The organism is Salinispora fenicalii (assembly GCF_000514815.1).
GTDB classification, from domain to species: domain Bacteria; phylum Actinomycetota; class Actinomycetes; order Mycobacteriales; family Micromonosporaceae; genus Micromonospora; species Micromonospora fenicalii.
In genome coordinates this window covers 163,019-182,963 of sequence record NZ_KI911474.1, presented here as the reverse complement: position 1 = coordinate 182,963, position 19,945 = coordinate 163,019, and the positions used below count along the sequence as shown (strand labels likewise).

The window sequence follows — 19,945 nt, the reverse complement described above, 5'->3', positions numbered from 1 at the left end:
CGGCGTGTCGCGAACTCCGGTGTCGAGCCAGATCTAGGGCTGTCTAGCTTCCACGCTAGATAGCCCTAGCTTTGGACATCAGTACTTTCGTAGGCAGAGCACGAAGTCGAGCGCGTCTTCCGGGTTGTCGTGCACGTAGACCGCGTTCGTGAGGGGTGCCAGGGTCTGGCAGGGGGCACTGTCCGTCGTGGCCGGGATTCGTTGCAGCACCCGGTACGTGTTCGGACTACACCCAACCTTGCGTAGCCTGACGTGGTCACCGGTACCGTCGTTGACCACGCAGTCGCCCCGCGCGAAGTTCTGCCAGCCCGTCGAGTTGTTCTGCGCCCGATCCCGTGCAGTCGAGGGGGAAGAGGGCGATTCCGAGGAACGGTCGCCGATGGTGGAGAGCTTCCATGCCGCCCAACCGGTCAGGCCCAGGCAGGGGAAGAGCGCGAGCAGCACCGTCAGTCCGATGATCAGGACGATCCGGCCGCCGGATCGCTTCGGGGGCGCGGGTGGCATGGCCTGACCGCCTGGAGCGCCCCACTGGCCACCGACCGATGGCGGCACCGGCGGACCCGAGAGCGGACCGGACGGTGGGAGTTGACCGGGCGGCGGGAGCTGGTCGGGCGGTGGGAGTTGGCCGGGCGGCGGGAGCTGGCCGGGTGATGGGAGTTGACCGAGCGGTGGCCGGCTCCACGGCGAAGGGCTCGGGTCCGGGGTCTCGTTGGGCTTCATCTCGTCCCCAGGGGTGCGGTGCTCAGCGTTGCTTCAGGCAGAGCACGAAGTCGAGGGTGTCCAGGTCACTGTCGAAGAAAAACCAGTTGGTGTAGCCGCCAACAGCGGCGCACTTCGCCGCGGCGTCCTCCTCGCCGGTGGTCGGGCCGTCAACGCGGAGCAGCACCTCGTACGTCTGCGGGCCACACTCGGTGATCAGCATCTTTGGCTCGCCGTCGGCCGGCCCATCGTTGCGGACGCACTGGCCGACCTCGACGAAGCGAGGGTTGGCCGAAGAATCCGGGGCCGCGACGTTGGATGTCGGATTCGTCGAGGTAGCTGGCCCGGCCGGGGAGACCGAGGCTGCGACGTTGGGGTCGGACCTCGACGCCGTCGGCGCCTCGTCGCCCCCGGTGCGGAACCAGAGGACACCTGCCCCGGTGCCGAGGACCAGGAACGCGACGATGCCGAGTACCGCGACCAGCGGTCCGCTGCGCCGAGTGGGGGATGGCCCGTCACCGGGGCCGGGCGGCGGTTCGTAGTCCGGCATGCGCATCCTCCTACGGGAGTGTGAGCGGCCGGACCCTCGGGGTCCCGCCGCCTTCGCCACCGTGGCGTGGCGGGTGCGAATTCAGATCAGGCGGAGCTGGCGGTCCTTCGGGCGGCGGGACTTCGGTTCCCCGAGGCGTTCGAAGAGCCCCGGATCTATCGCGGACAAGAATGGAGTGGGGCGACAGTCGTACTCGGTGCCGTGCCGGAATCGCCGGGCGGCGTGGCTGAGGTAGAGCCGATCCTGCGCGCGGGTCACACCTACGAAGAAGAGCCGTCGCTCCTCGGCGACCGCCTCGTCGTCCGGCTCGCTGCCGGGCCAGCGCAGTGGCAACAGCCTGTCCTCGGCCCCGACCAGGAAGACCACCGGGAACTCCAGCCCTTTGGCGGCATGCAAAGTGAGCAGAGTGACCGCCTGGGCGCGTGGGTCGAGCGCGTCCACCTCCGCCCCCGTCGCCAGCTGGGACAGGAACAGGTCCAGGTCATCGCCGCAGCGCCGAGCCAGTGGGGTGAGCAGATCGACCGCCACCCGTACGTCGGCCGGGCCGGCGGTTCCCGAACCGTCGAGGGTGGGGGCGGCGAACCGTTGCGCGATCACCTGTCCGGCGAGCCGAACCCGGGCCGGCAGGTCGCCGTCAACGCCGCCGGTGTGCCGCAGCTCCCGGGCGATGTCGGCGACGCCGGGGCGGTCGCGGAGCCGGTCATGGGAGCGTTTCTGCACCGGGATGTTCGCCCGGGACAGCGCGTCAACGATGGGCGCGGCCTGCGCGTCGGTGCGGTAGAGCACCGCGATGTCGGAGAACGAGAGCGTTGTCGTGGCGCCGTCGATCCGCCCCGAATCCAGTGAGCGGTGCGACAGCCCACCGACCAACTCGTCCACCGTACGGGCGACGAAGGTGGCTTCGTCGGCGACGGAGGTGGCCGCGTACCGGCCGAGCAGTGGGGCCTCCGGGTCGAGCCGGGCCGGGTCCAGCCGACGGCCCCGGACCAGGGAGGTGGGGGCGATCGCCTGTACCGCGGCGGCCAGGATCGGTGCCGACGAACGGTAGTTGCGGTTCAGTCGGACCAGCCGGGCATCGGTGAAGTCCTGCGAGAAGCGCAGGAAGTAGCGGACATCGGCCCCCCGGAAGGAGTAGATCGCCTGGTCCGGGTCACCGATCGCACAGAGGTTCCCGTCGGCGGGGCTGAGTAGCCGGAGTAGCTCGTACTGCACCTCATCAACGTCCTGGTACTCGTCAACAAAGATCCATTGCCACCGTTCGCGATAGGAATCGACCAACCGCCGATCGGCTTGCAGCAGGGCCAGCGGCAAGGTGAGCAATTCGTCGAGGTCGACCAGGTCCTGCTTGCGGAGCAGCGCCAGGTAGCTGTCGTGGTCGTCGCCGGCCTCGGCGCGGGCGGCGGCGCGGTCCGCGTCGTCGGCGATCCGGAAGTTCGCCGGCAGGCCGGCGGCCACATGGTTCTCCCGCAGGAGCTGCAGGCCAACGGAGTGGAACGTGCCGACGGTGACATCCTCGGCGACCGGCCCGAGTAGCCCGTCGAGACGGTGCCGCAGCTCCTCGGCGGCACGCCGGGTGAAGGTGATCGCCAGGCAACGCTCCGGGAAGACGTTCAGCTCCGCGCAGAGGTACGCGATCCGATGCGTCAGCGTACGGGTCTTGCCGGTGCCCGGACCGGCCACGATCAGCAGCGGCCCACCCGGCGCGGACGCGGCCACCCGCTGCATCGCGTCCAGCCGGTCGAGCAGACCGGTGCCGACCTCCTCCATTCCGGAGAGCATCGGCTCGAAGGGTTCGTGCGGCGAGGGGGGTGGCGCGATCGGCGGCGAGGGTTGGCTGGCCCGCCTCGGCTCCGGCTTCGTCGCCGGGCGACGGGCCTTCGGCTTCGGGCTCGGCTCCGCGGGTCGACGCGGCGCCGGCACGGCGGGTACGTCGAAGAGCGTCTCCTGCGCCGCCGCGCCCCCGCCGGGGCGGAGTTCGGTCGGGTCGAAGAGGGTGATGACGCCGTACTCGCCGTCGAAGCCTGACACCCGGTGGACCTCGCCGCGGCGAAGCCGGCGGATGCCCTCGGCGAGGAGTTCGCCGCCGACCCGGTCGATCTCCGCGAGCGGCGTCCGGGTGAGAATTTCCAGCTCCGGACCGAGCGCGGCGATCAGGTCGTTGAGCTTGCCCGCGACCTTCTTCGATCGCGCCCCCACCGTGTTGATCTCGCCAAGGAGTTCGGCCAGCGGCACCAGGTGGGTGACGTCACGGGCGTGCGCCGGCCGGTGCCCCGCGGGTCGGTCGGCCAACTCCTCCACCCGGTTGAGGACCCCGACGGTCAGCGGCTTGCCGCACTCCGGGCAGCGCCCGCCGGCCGCCCGGGTCTGCTCCGGTGCCCAGTTGACGCCGCAGAGTCGGTGGCCGTCCGCGTGGTACTTCCCCTCCTCTGGAAAGAACTCGATCGTCCCGGCCAGGCCGTCGCCGGTCCGCAGCGCCTCCCGGATGCCGAAGTAGTCGCGGGCGGAGCTGAAGACCGTCGCCTCCCGGGCCAGCGCAGGCGGGGAGTGGGCGTCGGAGTTCGACACCAGCTGGTAGCGGTCGAGGCTGCCAACCCGCCAGTTCATCTCCGGGTCGGAGGAGAGGCCGGTCTCCACCGCGAAGATGTGCTCGGCCAGGTCGGCGTAGCAGTCGGCGATCGCGTCGAAGCCGGACTTGGAGCCGAGGGCGGAGAACCAGGGCGTCCAGATGTGCGCCGGCACGAGGTAGCCGTCCGGGCTCGCCGTAAGGGTGATCTCCAGCAGGTCGCGGGAGTCCAGACCGAGGATCGGCCGGCCATCGGAGCCGAGGTTGCCGATCCGCCCGAGCGCAGTGTTGAACCGGGCCACCGCCGCCAGGTCCGGTAGGTAGACCAGGTGGTGCACCTTGCGCGTCCGGTCGTCGCGCTTGTAGATCGTGGAGATCTCGACGCTGAGCATGAACCGTACGGGGGTGTTCTCCGCCTCGTCGGCGAGCCGTGGCGGTAGCCGGCGTGCGATCTCCCGCTCGGCCTCCGGAGCGAGCTGGTAGAGGCCCGGCTCCGCTGGATGCAGGGTCTCCTGGAGGTGGTCGTACCAGGCGGGGTGGGTGAAATCGCCGGTGCCGAGGACGGCGATGCCCTTACGCCGAGCCCACCAGGCGAGGTTCGGCAGGGTGAGATCACGGCTGCACGCCCGCGAGTACTTCGAGTGGATGTGCAGGTCCGCGACGAAGGACGGGAGGCCACCGGGGGGTGCGGCGTTGATCGGAGGCACGACGCATCTTGCCATGGAGCCCGCGTCCTACGCTCGCCGCCACGCGCTCACGTGAGCTGCGCTATTCCGAACGCAGTTCGACGAGGGTGATTTGTGGCTCGGTGCCGACCCGGACCGGGGGGCCCCAGAAGCCGGCGCCGTTGGTCACGTACACCTTGGTGCCGTTGATCTCGCCGAGGCCGGAGACCACCGGTTGCTCAAGCTGCACCAGGTAGTTGAAGGGCACCATTTGCCCACCGTGGGTGTGCCCGGAGAGCTGCAGGTCAACACCGAATTTGGCGGCCTCGAACGCCGCGACCGGCTGGTGGGCGAGGAGTACCACCGGTCGGTTCGGGTCCCGATCGCCGAGGGCGGCGGCGTAGTCCGGCGGGCCGGCCACCCCGGTGCCGGCCGCCTCGGCGTCGTTGACCCCGGCCAAGTCGAGTGCCCCGCCCCGGGCCTTGATCTCCACCCGGTGGTTCTGCAGGACCCGCAGGCCCAGGCGGTCCACCTCCTGCACCCACTCCTCCACGCCGGAGTAGTACTCGTGGTTGCCGGTGACGAAGTAGCTGCCGTGTCGGGATCGCAGGTCGCGCAGCGGTGCCGCCGCCTCGCCCAGCTCGGCGACGGAGCCGTCCACGAGGTCGCCGACGACCGCGACGAGGTCGGCGTCCAGCCGGTTGATGGTGGCCACGATCCGTTCGGTGTGTGCGCGCCCGAGTAGCGGGCCGATGTGGATGTCGGAGACGGTGGCGATGCGGAGGCCGTCCATGCTCCGGGGTAGCCGGGCCAGGTGGACCTGTACCCGGTCCAGCTGGGGTGGGCCGAGGGCGGTGCGCACGCCGTAGCCGGTCAGGCCGGTGGCCGTGAGCCCGGCGAAGATCGCCGCCCCGCGCGCGAGAAGTAACCGGCGGGACGGATCGTGGTCCGGCTGTCCGTCGACGGGCGGGGCGGTGGCCGGCGGTTCGGCCGACCCGCCCGCCGTCACCAGGGCGGGTTCTGGTGCCGGGGCGGTGGGCGTGGCGGCGGCTACCCGGCGGCGTAGCACCAGCCGGGCGACCAACATCGGCAGCTCCAGGGCCACCAGCAGGACCAGCAGGTAAAACAGGACCGCGAGCCAGAGGTAGCCCGGCCAGGCGAGCCAGTGCACCCCGGCTTGGGTGCCGACCAGTGTGGCCGGGACGAGCACCGCGAGCACCAGCATGGTGACACCACCGATGCGTCGCGGCAGTCCCGGCCGGGTGGTGTCGCGTACCAGCCGCTTCCACAGGTAGAGGTGGACCAGGCCGGTGAGGAGGGCCAGAACGGCGACGAACCCCAGTACCGCGAACAAGGCTGTGCCTCCCTCAGCCACCCGCGAACGGGGGCAGAACGTCGATCGTGGCGCCCGCGGGCAGCGGTGCCCGCCGATCGTGCCAGTTCACCCCGTCAACCAGGAAGCTGGCGACGCCCAGTACCGCGTGGAGCCGTTCGCCGTGTCGGTCGGCTATGTCGGTCAGGACCGCCTCCAGCGATCGGCCGGCGGGCAGGTGCTCCTCGGCGCATCCGGCTGCCGCCCGGGCCCCGGCGAAGTAGCGGATCGTGAGGGTCGCGGTCATCCGGTCGGGTCGGGCGTCGGTCGTTGGCCCCCGCAGGTCGGACATGTCAGCCTCCTATCGCGGACATCGAGCGGTCGGGTTGCAGGAACCCCGGGTCGTCGATGCCGTGACCAGCCCGTTTACCCCACATCGCGGTCTCCCAGCGGCGGGCGATCTCATCATCGTCGGCCCCGGCGCGGAGCGCCCCGCGCAGGTCGGACTCGGTCGTGGCGAAGAGACAGTCGCGGACCTGACCGTCGGTGGTGAGCCGGGTGCGGTCGCACTCTCCGCAGAAGGGGCGGGTGACGCTGGCGATCACGCCGACCCGGGCCGGGCCGCCATTGACCAGCCAGGTCTCGGCCGGTGCCGCGCCCCGGTGGGCCGGGTCCGGCACCAGGGTGTGTTCGGCCCGCAGCAGGGTGAGGATCTCGTCGGCGGTGACCATGGTCGACCGGTCCCAGCCGCGCTGGGCATCCAGCGGCATCTGCTCGATGAAGCGCAGCTCGTAGTGGTTGTCGAGGGCGAAGCGCAGCAGTGCGGGCGCCTCGTCCTCGTTGATGCCGCGGATCAGGACTGTGTTGATCTTGACTGGGGTCAGCCCGGCCTCGGCCGCGCCGGTCAACCCGGCGAGCACGGCATCCAATCGGTCCCGGCGGGTCAGCCGGACAAACCGCTCCCGGTCGAGGGTGTCCAGCGAGACGTTCACCCGGTCCAGGCCGGCGGTGCGCAGGGCCGGCGCGAGCCGGTCCAGACCGATGCCGTTGGTGGTCAGCGAGATGCGCGGCCGGGGGGCCAGCGCCGCGACCGCCGCGACGATGCCGACCAGGCCGGGCCGGATCAGCGGCTCACCACCAGTGAACCGGACTTCGGTCACACCGAGCCGCCGCACCGCGATCCGGATCAACCGGACCACCTCGTCGTCGTCGAGGAGCTGCGGCCCGGCGAGCCAGGGCAGCCCCTCCGCCGGCATGCAGTAGGTGCAACGCAGGTTGCACTTGTCGGTCAGGGAGACGCGCAGGCTTCGGGCGACGCGGCCGTGCCGGTCAACGAGGACGCCAGCGGTCGGTCGGGCGGCGCTCACCTTATGACGGTAGCGCGCCCGAACCGAGCAGGGCGCTCCGGGCGGTCTGGGCAACCGCTTCGCGGTAGGTCGCACCGAAGAGCGTGGTGTGCACCAGCAGCAGGTGAAGCTGGTGCAGTGGGATCCGCTCCGGCCAGCCGTCGGCCAGCGGCCACGCCTCGTGGTAGGCGGCGCGGATCCGGTCCAGGTGCGGTGCGCCACCGAAGAGCGCGAGCTGCGCGAGGTCGGTCTCCCGGTGGCCACCGTGTGCTGCCGGATCAACCAGCCAGACCCGGTAGTCGCGACTCCAGAGCAGGTTGCCCGGCCAGAGGTCACCGTGCAGCCGGGCCGGCGGTTCGTCGCCGCCGAAAGTGGCGGCCCGGTCGGCGACCTGCTCGATCAGCTTCCGCTCCGCCGAGCCGAGCGCGCCGTTGTCGACCGACATCCGCAGGTACGGCAGGAGCCGGCGCTCGACGAACCACCGCGACCACGGGCCCTCGTCCCGGGTGTTGTCCGCCGGCAACATGCCGATAAAGCCCGGCCACTCGGCGCCGAAGGTCGGGGCGCCGGCTCGGTGCAGGGCAGCCAGTTCCCGGCCGAACCGCTCGGCGGCCTCCGGGTCGGGCTCGCCGGACTCGACCCACTCCAGCGCCAGCAGGTTGGGCAGTGCCACGATCACCTCCGGTACGGCGACCGCGTCCGCCTCCTGTAGCCAGCGCAGCCCGGCCGCCTCGCTGGCGAAGAAGTGCGCCGGCTGGTGCCCGGTGGCCGACTCGGGCCAGGTCTTCGTGAAAATCGAATGCCCGTCGTCGAGGGTGAGCCGTGCGGCGGTGCAGCTACTGCCGCCGGCGACCGGCGTCTCCCGGATCCGCTGGTGGGTCCGGAAGGTCGGCAGGTGCTCCGGGTGGGCCCGCAGATACGCCAGATCCATGCGTCGGACGGTAGTGGGTGGGGGTGGGTCGAGGGCGGCGGAGGCCGAGAAGTCGCCGTGACCAGCGTAATTACGCACCGTAGTTGTGGATAGAGCGCGTGTCGTCCACAGGGGCGGACGGCGGTCGAGGGTGGGGCACAGGCTGCCGGAATGGCCTCGACTGACCTCCCCCGGTTCTCCGTTCGCTCCGGCGCGGACCTGATCGCCGCCGTGCCCTATCTGCTCGGGTTCCATCCGGCTGACAGCATGGTCGTGGTGGCGATGCGTGGCCTACGGGTCACCTTCGCCGCCCGGGCAGACCTTGCCGACCTGGCCTGCTCCGCCGCTGCGGCCGGATCCACCGGCACCGCGGGCGGCGCTGCCACCGCGGGCGGCGCTGCCAGTCCGGGCGGGTCTGCCGAGGCGGCCCGACACCTGGCGGCAGTGGTCGCCCAGCAATCCACCGACTGCGTGACAGTGCTCGGTTACGGGCCCGCGTCCCGGGTCACTCCCGCGGTTGACGCCGTCCGGCAGGCCCTTGCCGAGGCCGGGATCAAGGTGCTCGACGCGCTCCGAGTCACCGATGGCCGCTACTGGTCGTACCTCTGCCCGGAGCCGGAGTGCTGTCCGCCCGACGGCACCGCGTACGACTCGGGCACGAGTCAGGTGGCCGCCGCTGCGGTCTTCGCCGGTCAGGTCGCTCTGCCCGATCGGGCGGCGCTCGTCGCCCAGGTGGCGTCGGTCGAGGGTGCTGAGCGAACTCGGCTGCGGCGGGCCGTGCAGCGGGCGGGGCGGCGCTTCGCCGACCTGGTGACCCGGGCATCCGGGGGCAACCGGCCCGGCGGGCGGCCGGTGCGGGCGGCGGGGAGCACCGCGATCCGGGCCGCTCAGCGTCGGCATCGACGGGGCGAAAGGCTCGACGATGACGAGGTGGCCTGGCTGAGTTGGCTGTTGACCGACCGGGCAGTGCGGGATCTTGCCTGGGAGCGTACCGACGGGCGGGAGGCCGACATCGCGCTCTGGACCGACCTGCTCCGCCGGGCCGAGCCGAAGCTCATCGCCGCCCCCGGTTCGCTGTTGGCCTTCGCGGCCTGGCGGGCTGGGGAGGGGGCGCTGGCGGCGGTGGCGTTGGAACGGGTGCTCGCCCTACATCCCGACTATTCGCTCGCGCTGCTGGTAGCTGACCTGCTTCGGAGTGGGGTGCCCCCGACCCGGCTGGCCGGGTGGCCAGCCATCACGTTGACCGGCGTGGCTCGTCCCCGCCCCCGGCGGGGCGGGCGGGGTGCCCGCTGACCCCGGCGGGTGGGGTGCCCGCTGACTCCGGCGGGCGGGCTCGGCCCTCGGTGGGCCCGCTGTTCGCGCAGGTAGGCGCGGAGCCAAATGGGCTCGGCCGGTACCGTAGCCGGGTGCGCAGCTACGCGGCGGTGGTGCTGGCCGGGGGTGCGGCCCGGCGGATGGACGGCGTGGACAAGCCAGCCCGGCCGGTCGGTGGCTGCCCGATGCGAGACCGGGTGCTGGCCGCGGTCGCCGACGCCGCACCGCGAATCCTGGTGGGTCCACCGGCCGGTGCGCCGGCCGGGGTCCTGATTACCCGAGAGTCACCGCCGGGCGGGGGGCCGGTCGCCGCCGCAGCAGCCGGGCTGGCCCGGCTACCCGCCGGTGTGGACCTCCTCGCCCTTCTCGCCGCTGACCTGCCGCTGCTCACTCGGGACGCAGTCCGGGAACTGCTGGGCCACCTCGACGGCGAGCGGGGCGGGGACCAGCTGGCGCCGGGTCCCGGTGCGATTGACGGGGTGTGTTTCGTTGATGACGCCGGGCGGCGGCAGCCGCTGTGCGGGGTGTGGCGCGTCGCCCCGCTGCGGGCCGCGTTCACCCGGCTGGCCAGCCAGCGCCCCCTGGCCGGGGCGTCGCTGCGGGCTCTGCTGCATGGGCTGGCCGTACACGAGGTGCCGTGGCGCGGGGATGGCCCCCCACCATGGTTTGACTGTGACACTGACGAGGATCTACGCCAGGCAGAGGAGTGGGTGCGATGACTTCGATGGACGACTGGGTGACGGCGGTCTGTACCGAGCTCGGCCTCGACCCGGCTCAGGTGCCGGTGCCAGCGGTGCTTGACCTGACGCGGGACGTGGCGCATCAGGTGTTGCGCCCCGGCGCGCCGGTCGCCGCCTACCTGGTGGGGGTCGCGGTTGGTGGGGGCGCGGAGCCGACCGCCGCCACGGCCCGGGTCCAGCAGCTGGCCGCCGATTGGCCGGTCGAGCTGGGTGCGGCGGGTGAGCCCGGGACCCCGAGTGACGAGGCCCACCCGCCGAGCCAGCGCTGATCAGCTATTCGGCAGCCAGGCCAGGCTCTCTCCGGTCGTCGGGTCGGTGGCCCGCAGGCCCGCGTCCGACACTGTCCAGAGGGTGTCTCCGACGAGTAGCGAACGGGTGATGTGTCCACCAGCCGGGTGGGTCACCTCGCCCTGGTCAGTGAGGGTATCCCCGGAGACCCGCAACAGGCGCAGGCCGGCATTGACCGGGACGGCGAGGAGCCCGGTGGTCGGGTCGTATCGGAATGCGTGCGGGTCATGCTCGGCGGCGGACCAGGCGTCCGGGCGGTGCCAGCGGTCCAACCGGAGCGGTTGGGCTGGGTCCCGGACATCGAAGAGCGAGACCTGGACACCCTGCACGCGTCCGTCGTGATCGGCCTCCTGCCCGATGCCGAGCAGCCGGCCGTCCGCGACCGGGTGCAGGTACGCCGAGTAGCCGGTGATCTTCAGCTCCCCGGTGACCCGGGGGGCGGCGTGGTCGCTCAGGTCGAGTGCATAGAGCGGGTCGGTCTGCCGGAACGTCACCACGTACGCGGTGTCACCGAGGTAGCGCACCGAATAGATCCGCTCCCCCGGACCCAAGCCGGTGACCGCACCGATCGGGGCCAGCACCTCGCCCTTTCGACGCAGCACGTGGACGCCGGATTCCGAGCTGCGCTCGTCCTGGCTGGTGATGGTGGCGGCCCCGCCCGTGGTGGTGCCGGCCTGGCCGGTGGTGCCGGCCTGGCCGGTGGTGGTGGTGGTGGCGACGCGTAGGTGGCCCTGCCACTGGGACAGGGCGTACTGGTTGATGAGTCGGCCGGGCACCGTGCCGGCGGCGACGTAGCGGGGGCGGCCGGCGGCGGTGGTGTCGAACTGGTAGATCTCGGTGACCGACGTGCCGATCTGGTCGGGCCACCGACCCGGAGTGGGCGAGGCCGCCAGCTGTCGCTGGCCCGCCAGGTAGAGGCTGTCACCGGTGCTGTAGACGGTGTCGGCGTTGGCGGCCACGCTGACCGGGTCGCCGTCGGTGAGCCGGTCAGCGGTGAGGTCGAAGCTGAGTACGGTCAGCACGGCGGAGCCGGTGCCGGTCTGCGGGCGGCTGAGTCGGTCACAGTCAACCCGACCGGTCCCGTGTTCCGCTCCGGCTGTCCATTCGTAGGCCGGCAGCCACGCCTCGATGCCGGCGGCGGCCACCGCGGCCTGGTTCGCCTCCTGGCGGGCCACCTCGTCGGCGGTGGCGGGCAACTCCGGGAAGGCCAGCTGGGGGTGGGACTGGACCACCACCCGGACCGTGCTCCCGGTCTGTCGGGCGTCAAGGGTGCGACCATCGATTTCGTACGTGCTGAGCACCCGGGGTGAGCCGCTCAGGTCAACCAGGCGGAAGCGGGTCGCGGTGCGCGGGTTTGATCCGGGCGGCGGCACGGCGATGTCTTCGCGACCGAGGCCGGTCGCGGGGAGGACCATCGGTGCCGCGTCGGTGAGGACCACCGCGTGATCGCCGTACAGGAGCAGGTCGTGCCGGGCCCAGTGGCGCTGGTCGGGGCCATCGTTGAGGTCCAGCCGTCCGGTGAATCGGTTGGTGGTGGGGTCAACGACCCGGAGTACGCCCTGGCTGATGGTGACGATCCGCTGCCCGTCGGTCTTGACCAGGTCCGGCTCGTCGACGCCGGCCTCGTATCCATTGGTGAGCGAGTAGTCCCCGGCCGGCGTCGACTCATCGGCGTTGCCGATGGCATCCTGTGCTGCCGCTACGGCCCGTTGCTGGGGCGCGCCGCCGGCGAGCCCCCACGGGCTGACCTCGGCTGCGGTCGCGGCGCGCAGTTCGGCCAGCGCATCGGTGCAGGAGTCGAAGGAGACCAACTGTAGTGGTGACTCGGGTCCGGCCGGTGGCGTGTTCGGCTCCGGTAGGCGGGTCGCGGCGGCGCTGCCCGCGAGCAGGACGAGCGCGAGCAGGGTGCCCGCGACAAGAGTGGGACGGCGCGATGTCATGCCCCTTCCGACGCCGCCGGCCTGCCCGCGGTTCCCGTGCGGCTCGCTGCCGTCCGACTCGGCGCCGGTGGAGCGCGTCCCCTTCGATACGGCGGTGGCGGGCTCCGGGATGGTGGGCAGCGACGGTGGTCAGTCGGGGGACGGGCCGACGCCAGGGGACTCGACGAGCCGGGAGAGCACGATGGTGCTGCGGGTGGAGGTCACGAAGGACTCGGCCCGCAGTCGTTCCAGCGCGGCCTCGAGGTGGGCGATGTCGGCGGCGCGCAGGTGGACGAGGGCGTCCGCCTCGCCCGAGACGGTGTACGCCCCGACGACTTCGGGGTGCCGGCGGGCGGCGACACCGATCTGTGGTGGCGTGGTCCGACCGGCGCAGAACAGCTCGACGAACGCCTCGGTGGTCCAGCCGACCGCGGCCGGGTCAACGACGGCGGTGAATCTACGGATGACCCCGGTCGCGCGCAGCCGATCGACCCGTCGTTTCACTGCCGGGGCGGACAGGGAGACCCGCTGTCCGATGTCGGCGTATGACGCGCGCGCGTCGGCGACGAGCAACGCAATGATTCGCTGATCCACTGCGTCTATCTGCAAGATTCTGCCTCCTGGAAGCAATACTTGTGGCTGTTACCGTCGTTCGACGATACCTACCTTGGTAATCGTGAACCAGCAGCGAGTGCCGCGAAAGCGGATATATCTCATGTGCTCGCCGAAGCACTTCACGGTTGAGTACGCAATCAACCCGTGGATGGATGTCAGCGCCGCGGTTGACACGGAGTTGGCGGTCAAGCAGTGGGACCAACTACGGGAGACGCTGGTCGGGCTCGGCCACGACGTGCGCCTGCTCGCCCCCAAGCCGGGGCTACCCGACATGGTCTACGCGGCCAACGGTGCCTTCGTCGTCGATGGCACCGTCTACGGCGCGCGGTTCAAGCACGCGCAGCGGAGCGCCGAGGCCACGGCTCACCGATCCTTCTACCAGGCACACGGTTGGCACTTCATCGCCCCGACCGTTACCAACGAGGGCGAGGGTGACTTCGCGTACCTGCCGGCGGCGCACGGTGGTCTCGTCCTGGCTGGCTACGGTTTTCGGACGGAGCCCGCTGCCCATGCCGAGGCACAGGAGGCGCTGGGTCGACCGGTGGTCTCGCTGCGGTTGGTCGATCCCCGCTTCTACCACCTGGACGTGGCGCTGGCCTCGATCGATGACGGCAACATCGCCTACTACCCGGGCGCCTTCTCCGCCGCCAGCCAGAAGGTTCTGGCGCGGCTCTTCCCAGCGGCTGTCGTCGCCGACGACGCTGACGCCCTCGCGTTCGGTCTGAACCTGGTCAGCGACGGCCGTAACGTCATCCTGAACAGCGAGGCGACCGGTCTCGCCGACAAGCTGGCAGCCGCCGGCTACCAGCCGGTGCCGGTGCCGCTGGCCGAGTTGCGCAAGGGCGGCGGAAGCGTGAAGTGCTGCATCGCCGAACTGCGCCACTAGCGCCCGTTGCCGAGCGGCGTCGTACCGGCGGGGCGGCGAGATTGGATCTGCGCCGCCCCGCTCAGCCGAGCGTGGCCAGCTCGGTCAAGAGCATGTTGGAGAGGAGCTGGCCGTCGAGCTGGACCTCGCGGAGGTACCACCGCTGCTGTGGGGTGCGCGACTGGTTGAACTGCCACACGCCGCGGGGGCTGTCAACTCGGCCGATCTTGCCGAGCGCCAGGTTCACCTCCGCTGGGGTGGGTGCTGCGCCGGCACGCCGGATCGCCTGGTTGAGGACGTGCGCCGCGTCGTACGACGCCGTCGCGTACGCGGTCGGTGAGGTGCCGTGCTTCTTGCGGTACGCCGAGGCGAAGAGCCGGTTGGCCGCGTTGTTGAGGTCGGGTGAGTAGTTCAGGGTGGTCTGGATGCCGAGAACATTGGTCTCGTCCTTGAAGTTCGCCAGGACGTTGCCCTCGGTCAGGAAGCCCGGGGCGTAGACGGGGCCGGTGTACCCCTCCGCGCGGAGCTGTTTGAGGAACTCCACGGCGGCGGTGCCGGCGAAGAAGCAGAAGACGCCGTCTGGGTCACGCTTGAGCGCCGTGGCGATATCGCGTCGGTAGGCGTTCTTGCCCGGGGTGCCGGAGATCTCCTCCGTCCAGGTAACCGGATCCCCGATCCGGGGGTCGGACGTACCGAATTCCTGCTGGAAGCCCCGGAGTACGTCTTGGCTGGCCGGGGAGTCCGGCATGATGATCGCCAGCCGCTCCGACGGATCGAGCGTCTTCTTCAAATGGCCGCCGAGGGCCCGACCGGCCTCGTCCAGCACGTACGACGTGCGCCAGATGTAGACGACGCTCTGCAGGCTGCTGGGGGAGGCGTTGGAACCGACCAGCGGCACCTGGGCCTGCTCCACGGTGTCGCGGATGCCGAGCATGACGGCTGAGCCGACCACGCCGGTGAGGGCCAGCACCCCCTGCTTGAGTAGTCCCTCGACCGCGGCCTGGCCGGACTTCGCGTCCTTGCCCTCGTCGGCGGTGACCAGCTGGGTCGGGTGCCCACCGAGCTGCCCTTCGTTGAGATCCAGGAAGAGTTGGAAGCCGTTGGCCACCTCGGTCCCGACGTCGGTGAGATCACCGGTCTGCGGAATGAGCATGCCAATCTTGATCGGGCTCAGCGGAGCGTCGGCGTCGGACTCGCTGCTGTTGCTACATCCCGTCACGAGTCCGGCCGTGCCCAGCGCCGCCAACAGCTGTAGGGCACGCCTGCGGTTCACCTGTGTCACCGGGTCCCTCTCCAGAGTCTTGGCCGGGCGCATCCTGCCCATCCGGCGTTCTACCCCGCGTGGCAACGCTGCGTCAACTAGCTACTAGGCGTTGGTGAGGGACCGTAACGCGAGGACGACCTCCGGCCAAGCCGCCGATTCTGGGTCGATGAGGCCAAAGTGCTCGCAATCAGGCAGCTCAAGGAGGTGGATGTTGCCGCCGGCGGCACGCCCGGCCGCGACGAATTCTCGGCTCATCGCTACCGGCACCTGCTGGTCGAGGGCGCCATGCATTACTACTGTCCGTGAATTTTGTGGCGGTAGCGAACGCGGATCACAGGCCGCGTAGCGGTCCGGCACTTCGGTTGGGCCGCCGCCGAGCAGTGCGGCCACCGCACCCGTGTCCAGGTCCAGCCGGTAGGCCTCCGCCAGGTTCGCCACCGGGGCCAGGGCGAGAACCCCGCCGACCGTGGCGGGCCGGGTGGCGGCGGCGTAGAGGGCCAGCTGCCCGCCGGCCGAGTGCCCGATGAGGATCGGCGGGCCGGCCGCCACTGCGCCGGGGAACGCCTCGGCCGTCAGCCGGGGTAGCTCGGACACCCCGGTCAGGATGTCGGCCAGGGTCCCCGGCCAGCCACCGTCGGGCGGTCCGGTCCGGCGGTACTCGACCTGCGCTGTCGGGTAGCCGAGCCCGGCCAGTGCGGTCGCCAGCGGCGCGGTGTGCCGGCGGTCGTACTCGGCCCGCCAGAAGCCGCCGTGTACAACGATCACCAGCCGCTGGGCCGGTCCGGTGCCGGTTGGCCGGCGTAGATCCGCGATTTGGTCCGGATGGGGTCCGTAGGCGACGGTGACATCCGGGGCGGGCGCGGGACGGGTGAGTACGGCACGCGGGTCGCTGGACATGCCCGTGACGGTAGCGGGTGGCCCCGATCGGCGCTGATCGTTGCTCCCGGGGGGTATCGTCGCCGGCGGCTGGGGAAAGATGGGTGCCATGACCGAAACGCAGTCCGCAGGACAGAACGACGTGCAGGAGCAGGCTGACGAGCAGGGCCAGGACGATACTGCTCGGACCGGCACCGTGGTGGTGGTGGGACCGGACGGTCGTCCAGTCGGCACGGTGCAGACCGACGAGAGCCAGGAGGACCCGGCCCGACTGGTCGAGCAGCCCGCCAAGGTGATGCGGATTGGCAGCATGATCAAGCAGCTGCTGGAGGAGGTCAAGGCCGCCCCGCTCGACGACGCCAGCCGGCACCGGATGCGGGAGATCCACGAGCGGTCCATCGTCGAGCTCAAGGAGGGACTCGCCGTCGAGCTACGGGAGGAGTTGGAGCGCCTCGCCCTGCCCTTCACCGAGGAGAAGGCGCCCAGCGAGAGCGAGTTGCGGATCGCCCACGCGCAGCTCGTTGGCTGGCTGGAAGGGCTCTTCCACGGTATCCAGGCGGCCTTGGTCGCCCAGCAGATGGCGGCCCGGGTCCAGCTGGAGCAGATGCGCTCCGGTCGGCAGGCTCTCCCCAGCGGGCCGGGCGGAATCGCGCCCGGCATGCCCGGGATGGGGCAGTCGGCCGGCGGCGAGGGGCACAGCACCGGCCAGTACCTCTGATCGGTGTGGCCCGGGGCCCGCCGTCAGCGGGTCAGCAGCCGATCAAGGTAGACGGCGACCCCGTCGTCGTCGTTACGGAGGGTGGCTTCGTCGGCAGCCGCGTGAACCGCCGGGTGTGCGTTCGCGACCGCCACCCGGGCCCAACCCGCCCAGGAGAACATCGGCAGGTCGTTTGGCTGGTCGCCAAAGACCAGAACCTCCGCCGGGTCCACGCCGAGCCGTTCGGCGACTACCCGAAGCCCGGTTGCCTTGTCCACGCCGGGCGGGCAGATCTCGATGAAGCCCAGGCCCGCCTGGGTGAGCGAGGCGGTGTGCGGTGGGACGACTCGCTGGGCCACCTCCAACAGCTCGTCCGTGTGGTGGTCGGCGGTACGGGCGAATGCCTTGATCACGTTGCCGGAGAGGCATTCGGCGCGGCTGCGCGCCTCGAACAGCTCCGGGTACGGCCAACTCGCGTGATAGTCCCCCCAGAGCGGCGCGTTGGGCTCGTCGGACGACTCGACCATGATGGTCAGCGGACCGACCGCTGCCTCCAGCTCGGTCAGCAACTCCGCCAGCACCGCGCCGGAGAGCCATTCGTCGCGGAGTACTAACGGCCCGTCCGGGTCGCTCTGGTCCACCACCCGGCCGCCGTTGGCCATTACCAGGAAGTCGGCGGCGCGGATGTCGTTCCGGGTCAGTTCGGTCAGCCGTGGTCCGCGGCCGGTAGCGCCGACCATCGGGATGCCGGCGGCGCGCATCCGGTCAAGTACCTCGTGCGTGTACGCGGAGACAGTGTTGTCGCTGCGGACGAGCGTCCCGTCCAGATCGGTAGCGATCAACTTGGGTAATCCCGGGCGGACCATGGCTCCTCCTTCGCCCGCCGCCGTCTCGGCCAGTCGTCACGGTTGTGTGACCCGGCGTCACGGCGGGCAGCAACCGTACCTCGCGGAGGCAGCCGTCACCATGGCTTACCGGCGAATCCGGTGCCAACGGGTGGCATCGCGGCAGTGCGGGGACCAGTTGTCGGGCAAGCCCGAGGCGAGGGTGGTGCCCGGTGGCTTGGCTCAGCTCGATCAGTCCGGGCGGACAAACGGGGCCGTCGGGCCGACGGTGATGTCGGCGGGGGGCGGCAGGTCGTCCGCTGCGGCGCTGCGGGCAGAACCCGGTCGTCGGGCCGGCGCCGCCGCATCGGTCTCCTGCGCCGCATCGGTCTCCGACGCCGGATCAGGCCCCTCCGCGGCCGGGGCGAGCAGCAACGCAGCCCCGAGTAGTACGCAGGCCAGGAAGGCGGTGACCATCCCCCGCCCGTATTCGATGCCGAAACCCTCCTGGCCGCGGTAGTAGATGACGCGTACGTCCGCGTCGCCGATCGTGGCGGCCCCGGCGATCAGGACCGCGAGCAGCGCAGCCGCCAAGGCCAGGCCGGCGATGCGGGCGTTTGACCGGCTGGCTCCGGTGCCGCGCAGGGCGAGGGCGACCGTCACAGCAAGACCGAGGAGGCCCACCAGGTAGGCGTTACCGAAACTGCCCACCTCGTCGACCGTTTCCGGGATCTGGATCGGACCGCCGGCCGGACCGCCGGTTGGCAGGTTCAGCACAACCCACTCACCCACCAGCGAGGCCATCCCGGCGGCGGCCCCGAGCCCGGCGAGAATGAGGGGTGGGCGCCGGCCGCGGAGGAGCCCGGTGATGTGGCGTCGGCGGTCCGACAATCGAGTATCGACCCCGCCCCGCTGCCCGCCCGCGATGCCGTCGGACCGGCTTTCCTGTCGGGGGATGGGCTGCTCCGGATCCATCGGAAACCTTTCGGATCGGCGAGTCTGATCCGCATCATGGCACAACCAACCAGTGGAGGGCCGAATCGAATCGCGCCCGCCGGCCGCCGGCCTCCCCGTCGACGCCTGCTTGCCTGTCTCCCTACCGGCTGGCTGGCCGGTGCGGGGGCTCCCGCCGGAGCTTCGGGTACCGGCAGAATGGGGCAGTGGCCATGGAGATGAACCGGGAGCGGTTCGAGGAGTTGGTCGGCGACGCGCTCGACGAGGTACCCGAGGAGTTGCTCAGCCTGATGAGCAACGTGGTCATCCTGGTCGAGGACGCCCCACCTCCCGGCGAGGAGCTACTCGGCCTGTACGAGGGGCACGCCCTGACCGACCGCGGCTGGGGCTACTCGGGCGTGCTGCCCGACCGCATCCTGATTTACCGCAACCCGATTTTGCACATCTGCGACACCGAGGAAGAGGTGGTCGAGGAGGTAGCGATCACGGTCGTACACGAGATCGCCCACCACTTCGGCATCGACGACGAGCGCCTGCACGAGTTGGGCTGGGGCTGAGCCGTCGGGCCGCCCAGCGACCGGTCTCAGCTGAGATCCCCGCTGCGCAGCCGGGCCAGCCAGGCGGCGGCGTCAACATAGTCGGTGTCAAGGGTCCCCGATGGGGCTGGGGCGGGTCGCTCACCTTCGCCGCCGGTCCAGCGATGTCGGGGGTACGACCCGAGGAAGCGCACCTGGGCGCAGACCCGACGTAGTCCCTGTAATGCCTCACCGAGCCGGGCATCAGCCAGGTGACCGGTGCAATCCAGGAAGAATACGTACCGGCCAAGTGCCTCGCCGGTCGGCCGGGACTCGATCCGGGTCAGGTTGACCCCGCGCACGGCCAGCTCCATCAGCACGGAGAGCAGCGCGCCCACCCGGTCGTGGGCGATGTAGACCGCCAGCGAGGTCACGTCGTCCCCGGTGGGCGGCGGGGGCGGCCCCGGCCGGGAGAAGAGCGCGAATCGGGTCACCGCATCCGGATGGTCGGCGATCTTGTCGGCCAGTACCGCGAGCCGGTGTCGGGCCGCGCCGATCGGGGCGCAGATCGCCGCGTCGAAGTCGCCAGCCGCGACTCCGACCGCCGCCGCGCCGTTGGAGAGCACGTCAACGACCGCCGCGTCGGGCAGGTGGGCGTGCAGCCACGCCCGGCACTGCGTGGACGCCTGAGGGTGGGCGGCCACACTGCGCACGCCACCGAGATGCCCGCCGGCACGGGCGGCGAGCACGAACTCCACCGGCAGGATCACCTCTCGCGTGATCACCAACGGCTCGCCCTCGGCCAGCTCGTCCAGCGTCACCCCGACCGCGCCACCGATGGAGTTCTCCAGCGGCACCAGCGCCGCGTCCGCGGCACCGACGCGTACGCTCTCCAGCGCTTCACCGACGCTGCGGGCGGGAGTCTGGCTGGTCCGCTCGGCCGCAGGGATGGTCCGCAGCGCCTGTTCAGCGAAGGTGCCCTCGGGCCCGAGGTAGACAAAGCGGGTCGGTGGTGTTCCCGGCATGGCG

At 71.1% G+C, this 19,945-nt stretch carries 20 protein-coding genes; 6 read left to right on the top strand and 14 right to left on the bottom strand.

Going from position 1 to position 19,945, the window contains the following annotated elements; translation table 11 throughout:
• Nucleotides 1–78: 78 nt before the first annotated feature.
• The 7 genes from B116_RS0124040 to B116_RS0124010 all read right to left on the bottom strand — a co-directional run bounded on the left by B116_RS0124040 (nt 79) and on the right by B116_RS0124010 (nt 8,066).
• Nucleotides 79–504: an LppU/SCO3897 family protein gene (locus B116_RS0124040; RefSeq protein ID WP_082312885.1), complete on the bottom strand. Its 426-nt coding sequence runs from the start codon at nt 502–504 to the stop codon at nt 79–81.
• Nucleotides 505–742: 238 nt separating this feature from the next.
• Nucleotides 743–1,249, bottom strand: a complete 507-nt coding sequence (locus B116_RS0124035; RefSeq protein WP_027661575.1) for an LppU/SCO3897 family protein — start codon at nt 1,247–1,249, stop codon at nt 743–745.
• Nucleotides 1,250–1,330: 81 nt separating this feature from the next.
• Nucleotides 1,331–4,519, bottom strand: coding sequence for a UvrD-helicase domain-containing protein (locus B116_RS0124030; protein ID WP_027661574.1), 3,189 nt, complete (start codon nt 4,517–4,519; stop codon nt 1,331–1,333).
• Between the two features lie 61 nt (nt 4,520–4,580).
• Nucleotides 4,581–5,831, bottom strand: a complete 1,251-nt coding sequence (locus B116_RS0124025; protein WP_020608277.1) for a metallophosphoesterase — start codon at nt 5,829–5,831, stop codon at nt 4,581–4,583.
• Between the two features lie 13 nt (nt 5,832–5,844).
• Nucleotides 5,845–6,141 carry a MoaD/ThiS family protein gene (locus B116_RS0124020; protein WP_018722614.1) on the bottom strand — a complete coding sequence of 99 codons (297 nt, stop codon included), beginning with the start codon at nt 6,139–6,141 and terminating at the stop codon, nt 5,845–5,847.
• Between the two features lies 1 nt (nt 6,142).
• Nucleotides 6,143–7,156, bottom strand: a complete 1,014-nt coding sequence (gene moaA, locus B116_RS0124015; protein ID WP_027661573.1) for a GTP 3',8-cyclase MoaA — start codon at nt 7,154–7,156, stop codon at nt 6,143–6,145.
• Between the two features lies 1 nt (nt 7,157).
• Nucleotides 7,158–8,066, bottom strand: coding sequence for a fructosamine kinase family protein (locus tag B116_RS0124010; protein WP_027661572.1), 909 nt, complete (start codon nt 8,064–8,066; stop codon nt 7,158–7,160).
• 150 nt (nt 8,067–8,216) lie between these two features.
• Between B116_RS0124010 and B116_RS0124005 the strand changes: the two genes are divergently transcribed.
• Genes B116_RS0124005 through B116_RS0123995 form a run of 3 tightly spaced genes read left to right on the top strand, consistent with a single transcriptional unit; the run spans nt 8,217 to nt 10,368 of the window.
• Nucleotides 8,217–9,338, top strand: a complete 1,122-nt coding sequence (locus tag B116_RS0124005; RefSeq protein ID WP_027661571.1) for a DUF4192 domain-containing protein — start codon at nt 8,217–8,219, stop codon at nt 9,336–9,338.
• Nucleotides 9,269–10,078, top strand: a complete 810-nt coding sequence (gene mobA, locus B116_RS25830; RefSeq protein WP_033667833.1) for a molybdenum cofactor guanylyltransferase — start codon at nt 9,269–9,271, stop codon at nt 10,076–10,078. Before B116_RS0124005 ends, mobA begins: the two co-directional genes overlap by 70 nt.
• The gene (locus tag B116_RS0123995) at nt 10,075–10,368 is read left to right on the top strand and encodes a DUF6457 domain-containing protein (RefSeq protein WP_027661569.1); all 294 of its coding nucleotides are present in this window, start codon (nt 10,075–10,077) and stop codon (nt 10,366–10,368) included. The genes mobA and B116_RS0123995 overlap by 4 nt, the downstream gene beginning before the upstream one ends.
• Here B116_RS0123995 and B116_RS0123990 read toward each other — a convergent pair whose 3' ends face one another.
• Nucleotides 10,369–12,327 carry a beta-propeller domain-containing protein gene (locus tag B116_RS0123990; RefSeq protein ID WP_027661568.1) on the bottom strand — a complete coding sequence of 653 codons (1,959 nt, stop codon included), beginning with the start codon at nt 12,325–12,327 and terminating at the stop codon, nt 10,369–10,371. It lies immediately after the preceding gene.
• Nucleotides 12,328–12,456: 129 nt separating this feature from the next.
• Complete coding sequence (locus B116_RS0123985) at nt 12,457–12,915, bottom strand: Lrp/AsnC family transcriptional regulator (RefSeq protein WP_026321782.1); 459 nt, start codon at nt 12,913–12,915, stop codon at nt 12,457–12,459.
• 106 nt (nt 12,916–13,021) lie between these two features.
• Here B116_RS0123985 and ddaH point away from each other — a divergent pair, with 106 nt between their 5' ends.
• A complete protein-coding gene (ddaH, locus tag B116_RS0123980) occupies nt 13,022–13,807 on the top strand; it encodes a dimethylargininase (RefSeq protein ID WP_018722622.1) in 786 nt (261 codons plus the stop codon).
• A gap of 61 nt (nt 13,808–13,868) precedes the next feature.
• Here the strand turns inward: ddaH and B116_RS0123975 are convergent, their stop codons facing one another.
• Together B116_RS0123975 and B116_RS0123970 are read right to left on the bottom strand one after the other, a co-directional pair.
• Nucleotides 13,869–15,068, bottom strand: a complete 1,200-nt coding sequence (locus tag B116_RS0123975; RefSeq protein ID WP_027661567.1) for an ABC transporter substrate-binding protein — start codon at nt 15,066–15,068, stop codon at nt 13,869–13,871.
• A gap of 84 nt (nt 15,069–15,152) precedes the next feature.
• Nucleotides 15,153–15,947, bottom strand: coding sequence for an alpha/beta hydrolase family protein (locus tag B116_RS0123970; protein WP_018722624.1), 795 nt, complete (start codon nt 15,945–15,947; stop codon nt 15,153–15,155).
• Nucleotides 15,948–16,026: 79 nt separating this feature from the next.
• Here B116_RS0123970 and B116_RS0123965 point away from each other — a divergent pair, with 79 nt between their 5' ends.
• Complete coding sequence (locus tag B116_RS0123965) at nt 16,027–16,644, top strand: bacterial proteasome activator family protein (protein WP_033667832.1); 618 nt, start codon at nt 16,027–16,029, stop codon at nt 16,642–16,644.
• Nucleotides 16,645–16,667: 23 nt separating this feature from the next.
• On the opposite strand, the gene B116_RS0123960 is transcribed toward B116_RS0123965, so the two are convergent.
• A complete protein-coding gene (locus B116_RS0123960; protein WP_027661565.1) occupies nt 16,668–17,489 on the bottom strand; it encodes an HAD hydrolase family protein in 822 nt (273 codons plus the stop codon).
• Between the two features lie 210 nt (nt 17,490–17,699).
• Nucleotides 17,700–18,422: a hypothetical protein gene (locus B116_RS0123955; RefSeq protein WP_027661564.1), complete on the bottom strand. Its 723-nt coding sequence runs from the start codon at nt 18,420–18,422 to the stop codon at nt 17,700–17,702.
• Nucleotides 18,423–18,613: 191 nt separating this feature from the next.
• Here B116_RS0123955 and B116_RS0123950 point away from each other — a divergent pair, with 191 nt between their 5' ends.
• A complete protein-coding gene (locus tag B116_RS0123950; RefSeq protein ID WP_027661563.1) occupies nt 18,614–18,958 on the top strand; it encodes a metallopeptidase family protein in 345 nt (114 codons plus the stop codon).
• 26 nt (nt 18,959–18,984) lie between these two features.
• On the opposite strand, the gene pheA is transcribed toward B116_RS0123950, so the two are convergent.
• Nucleotides 18,985–19,941 carry a prephenate dehydratase gene (pheA, locus tag B116_RS0123945; RefSeq protein ID WP_027661562.1) on the bottom strand — a complete coding sequence of 319 codons (957 nt, stop codon included), beginning with the start codon at nt 19,939–19,941 and terminating at the stop codon, nt 18,985–18,987.
• Nucleotides 19,942–19,945: the final 4 nt, after the last annotated feature.

Coding starts and splice junctions, on each gene's coding strand:
- B116_RS0123955 (WP_027661564.1), bottom strand. CDS start 18,422: ATGGATCCGGAGCAGCCCATCCCCCGACAGGAAAGCCGGTCCGACGGC.
- B116_RS0124035 (WP_027661575.1), bottom strand. CDS start 1,249: ATGCCGGACTACGAACCGCCGCCCGGCCCCGGTGACGGGCCATCCCCC.
- B116_RS0124040 (WP_082312885.1), bottom strand. CDS start 504: ATGCCACCCGCGCCCCCGAAGCGATCCGGCGGCCGGATCGTCCTGATC.
- B116_RS0124020 (WP_018722614.1), bottom strand. CDS start 6,141: ATGTCCGACCTGCGGGGGCCAACGACCGACGCCCGACCCGACCGGATG.
- B116_RS0123995 (WP_027661569.1), top strand. CDS start 10,075: ATGACTTCGATGGACGACTGGGTGACGGCGGTCTGTACCGAGCTCGGC.
- B116_RS0123970 (WP_018722624.1), bottom strand. CDS start 15,947: ATGTCCAGCGACCCGCGTGCCGTACTCACCCGTCCCGCGCCCGCCCCG.
- ddaH (WP_018722622.1), top strand. CDS start 13,022: ATGTGCTCGCCGAAGCACTTCACGGTTGAGTACGCAATCAACCCGTGG.
- B116_RS0123965 (WP_033667832.1), top strand. CDS start 16,027: ATGGGTGCCATGACCGAAACGCAGTCCGCAGGACAGAACGACGTGCAG.
- B116_RS0123990 (WP_027661568.1), bottom strand. CDS start 12,327: ATGACATCGCGCCGTCCCACTCTTGTCGCGGGCACCCTGCTCGCGCTC.
- B116_RS0124010 (WP_027661572.1), bottom strand. CDS start 8,066: ATGGATCTGGCGTATCTGCGGGCCCACCCGGAGCACCTGCCGACCTTC.
- B116_RS0124005 (WP_027661571.1), top strand. CDS start 8,217: ATGGCCTCGACTGACCTCCCCCGGTTCTCCGTTCGCTCCGGCGCGGAC.
- pheA (WP_027661562.1), bottom strand. CDS start 19,941: ATGCCGGGAACACCACCGACCCGCTTTGTCTACCTCGGGCCCGAGGGC.
- B116_RS0123960 (WP_027661565.1), bottom strand. CDS start 17,489: ATGGTCCGCCCGGGATTACCCAAGTTGATCGCTACCGATCTGGACGGG.
- B116_RS0123950 (WP_027661563.1), top strand. CDS start 18,614: ATGGAGATGAACCGGGAGCGGTTCGAGGAGTTGGTCGGCGACGCGCTC.